The sequence below is a fragment of the Mycobacterium sp. genome, assembly GCF_035499775.1.
Classification (GTDB): Bacteria; Actinomycetota; Actinomycetes; order Mycobacteriales; family Mycobacteriaceae; genus Mycobacterium.
This window is the reverse complement of record NZ_DATJYB010000522.1, coordinates 1-3463: the sequence shown is the minus strand read 5'-3', so window position 1 is coordinate 3463 and position 3463 is coordinate 1. Positions and strand designations below refer to the sequence as shown.

The following is a 3463-nucleotide window of genomic DNA, read 5'->3' as shown; positions in this document are numbered from 1 at the left end:
GGCGCCCACCAGCGGTGTGGTGCCCGCGGCCGCCGATGAGGTCTCGGCGCTGACCGCGGCCCAGTTCGCCGCGCATGCCCAGGTGTATCAGGCGGTCAGCGCACAGGCCGAGGCCATTCACCAGTTGTTCGTCACCACCTTGGGCATCAGCTCCGGGTCCTACCTGGCCACCGAGGCCGCCAACGCGGCCGCGGCCGGTTAAACGGTTAAAGGGGAGAACCAATGTCAATCGGATTTGCCGGAATGCCGCCCGAGGTGATCTCCGGGCTGATCTACTCCGGCCCGGGGTCGTCATCGATGGTGGCCGCCGCGTCGGCGTGGAATGGGCTGGCCGCCGAGCTGGCCAACACGGCGCAGGGCTACAGCGCGGTGGTGCTGCAGCTGGCCGGCGAGGAGTGGCTGGGGCCGGCCTCGGCGGCGATGGCCGCCGCGGTCCAACCGTATGTGACTTGGTTGGCCACCACGGCCGGTCAGGCCGAGCAGTCCGCCGCGCAGGCCATGTCGGCAGCGGCCGCATTCGAGACCGTGTTCGCCTCGGTGGTGCCCCCGCCGTTGATCGCGGCCAACCGTGCCACGCTGGCGCAGGCGATGCAGACCAACATGTTCGGCATCAACAATGGGATCATCGCGCAGCTGGAAGCCCAGTATGCGGAGTTCTGGGCTCAGAACACGGGGGCCATGTCCAGCTATGCAGGGTCGTCTGCGTCGGCGTCGAAGATCGCGTTGTTCACCAACGCGCCGCAGATCGCTAACCCGTCGGGGACGGCCAATCAGGCCGCGGCGACCGCGGCGGCTTCGGCCACCCCGGCCGCCTCGATCCAGAGCCAACTGCAGCAACTCCTGCAGTCGCTGGGGTCGGGCTCGCCTACCCAGATTCAGTCGGCGGTCAACGCGCTCTCGGCGAACAGTCCGATTTCGGAGATCTGGTTCTTGTTGACCGGCCAGACCGTGTTGCCCAGCAACCTCGGGGCTTTGGTCAACGGCTACGCGCCGTTCGCGAGCTTCTTCTACAACACCGAGGGTCTGCCGTACTTCAGTGTCGGTATGGGTAACTTCGGTACGCAGATCGCCAAGTCGGCAGGGTGGCTGGGCGGTGCTGCCCCCGCGGCCGCTGCGGCGGCCAAGCCCCCGGGCCTGGGCGGAGCGCTCGGTGCTGCCGGCAGCCCGGTGGCCGCCGGGTTGGGCAACGCCTCGCACGTCGGACACCTGGCCGTTCCGTCCTCCTGGAGCGGCACCACGACGCCGGCGACGGTCCGCCCGGCGGTACAGGCCATCAGCGAGCCCATCACCTCGGGCGAATCCGGAGCCGGAAACGTGCTGGGCGGCATGCCCATCGGCGGAACGGGCGCCGCGCGCGGCGCCGGTACCGGTCCGCGCTACGGGTTCAAGCCCACCATCATGGCCCGGCCGATGTCCGCCGGGTAGCCTGACACGCCCAGCAGACGTAAAGCCCCCATTTCCGCCCGGAAATGGGGGCTTTACGTCTGCTTACCCGCTGCGCCGGTGACTTTGCTCCGACCGGATTTTTACTCCGCGGCGGGTGTTCTGCTGCCCTGGGCACGTCCCGCGGCGGCCCGGTGAGCGGCCACCGCAAACGTCAATGGCTGACGTTATCGGTCCGTTACCCCAGGTGATGGCCCCATCTGGGTCGTTCCGGGCCGTTTAGCGCTACCTGCGGGCACTGCCACGGCCACCGACGAGTGGTTCCGGCGGTGCTGTCCCCGGGCCGCATCGGAGACCGGGACGGGGGAGCGTGGCGAATTAGCCTCTCACGAAGGCAACTTCCTGAAGGTCATTCAAGTGAAGGCACAGCGTGAGCAAACCCATGTCGTTCGGATTCGGTGGTTCGTAGGTGCTGGATTTCGGGGCGCTACCGCCGGAGATCAATTCGGGCCGGATGTATTCCGGTCCCGGATCGGGCCCGATGATGGCCGCGGCGTCGGCTTGGGATGGGTTGGCGGCCGAATTGGGCACGGCCGCATCGGGTTACGCATCGGTGGTTGACGAGCTGACCAGTTCGCCGTGGCTGGGTCCGGCGTCGCAGGCGATGATGGCCGCGGTCACCCCGTATGTGAGTTGGATCAGCGCGTCGGCCGCTCAGGCCGAAGATGCCGCCAGCCAGGCCCGCGCGGCCGCGGCCGCCTATGAGACCGCGTTTGCGATGACGGTGCCCCCGCCGGTGATCGCGGCCAACCGGGTGTTGTTGATGACGTTGATCGCGACCAACTTCTTCGGGCAGAACAGCGCGGCGATCGCGGCCACCGAGGCGCAGTACATGGAAATGTGGGCCCAGGACGCCGCCGCCATGTACGGCTATGCCGCCTCCTCGGCACTGGCCACCCAATTGGCCCAGTTCACGGATCCGCCCAACACCACCACCCCGGGCGCAGCCACCGGCCAATCCGAGGCGACTGCCCAAGCCACCGCCACCCCGGCCGGCAACTCCGCCCAGACCATCGCCGCGACGATCCCGCAGTTGCTCTCCGGGGCTGCGTCGCCGGCGCAATCCCTCGCGTCGCCGGCGGCCAGCACGCTGCCGTGGCCGTTGTCGTTGGTTCAAGACACGATCACCAATTTGCTCACGCAGGGCCTGCCTACCCCGACCAACAACTGGCTGGGCCTGGCCCCGGCCCAGTACACCGCAATTCTCAAACAAACCGAAGGCCTGGCCTATTTTTCGAACGGTATGGCCAGCTTCGGCTGGTCGATCGGGCAGCAGACGTTCAACGGCCCGTTGGGAACGACGGCCGGTTCGGGTGGTGCCTGGTTCCCGACACCGCAATTCGCCGCCCTGGGCGCGGGCGGTTGGGCCGGCCCGCACGCGGCGCATGGGGTGTCGGCAACGATCTCGTCGGGCGCCAGGATCGGTGGGCTGTCGGTACCGGTGAGCTGGACCGGCGGCGCGCCGGGCACGACCGAAGGAGCCGCCACGAAACTGGTGAGCACGAGCGTCCTCGGCGGCGAGCCGGGCGGGAAACCTCCGATGAACGCCGCGCTGGGCGGAATGCCGGTCGGAACGCGGGCCGCACAGCGCACCGGCAACATGGGCATCCGATACGGAGTCCGCTACAACGTGCTCGCCCGTCCACCGTCAGCCGGATAAGCCCATGCCCACAGCAACGATCAGCCAATTACAGGAGGAAATCCCATGTCATTTGTGACTGCGCAACCCGAGGCTCTGGCGGCGGCGGCCGGCTCGTTGCAGGGCATCGGCTCGGCGTTGAGCGCCCAGAATGCCGCTGCCGCGGCGCCGACGACGGGTGTGGTGCCCGCGGCCGCCGATGAGGTCTCGGCGCTGACCGCGGCCCAGTTCGCCGCGCATGCCCAGGTGTATCAGGCGGTCAGCGCGCAGGCCGAGGCCATTCACCAGTTGTTCGTCACCACCTTGGGCATCAGCTCGGGGTCCTACCTGGCCACCGAGGCCGCCAACGCGGCCGCGGCCGGTTAAAAGGGGAGAACCAAT

Annotated in this window: 4 protein-coding genes; all 4 read left to right on the top strand. The window is 68.5% G+C overall.

Features of this window, described 5'->3' with window-relative positions:
- Window positions 1-202, top strand: a 202-nt coding sequence (locus VML93_RS32065) for a PE family protein (protein WP_325616865.1), incomplete at its 5' end; no start/stop codon positions are given.
- Window positions 203-222: 20 nt separating this feature from the next.
- Window positions 223-1425, top strand: a complete 1203-nt coding sequence (locus VML93_RS32060; RefSeq protein ID WP_325616863.1) for a PPE family protein — start codon at window positions 223-225, stop codon at window positions 1423-1425.
- Window positions 1426-1852: 427 nt separating this feature from the next.
- Entirely contained in the window at window positions 1853-3103 is a 1251-nt protein-coding gene (locus VML93_RS32055; RefSeq protein ID WP_325616862.1) for a PPE family protein, read from the top strand.
- Between the two features lie 45 nt (window positions 3104-3148).
- On the top strand, window positions 3149-3448 hold the full coding sequence (locus VML93_RS32050) for a PE family protein (protein ID WP_325616860.1): 300 nt from the start codon (window positions 3149-3151) through the stop codon (window positions 3446-3448).
- Window positions 3449-3463 lie beyond the last annotated feature (15 nt).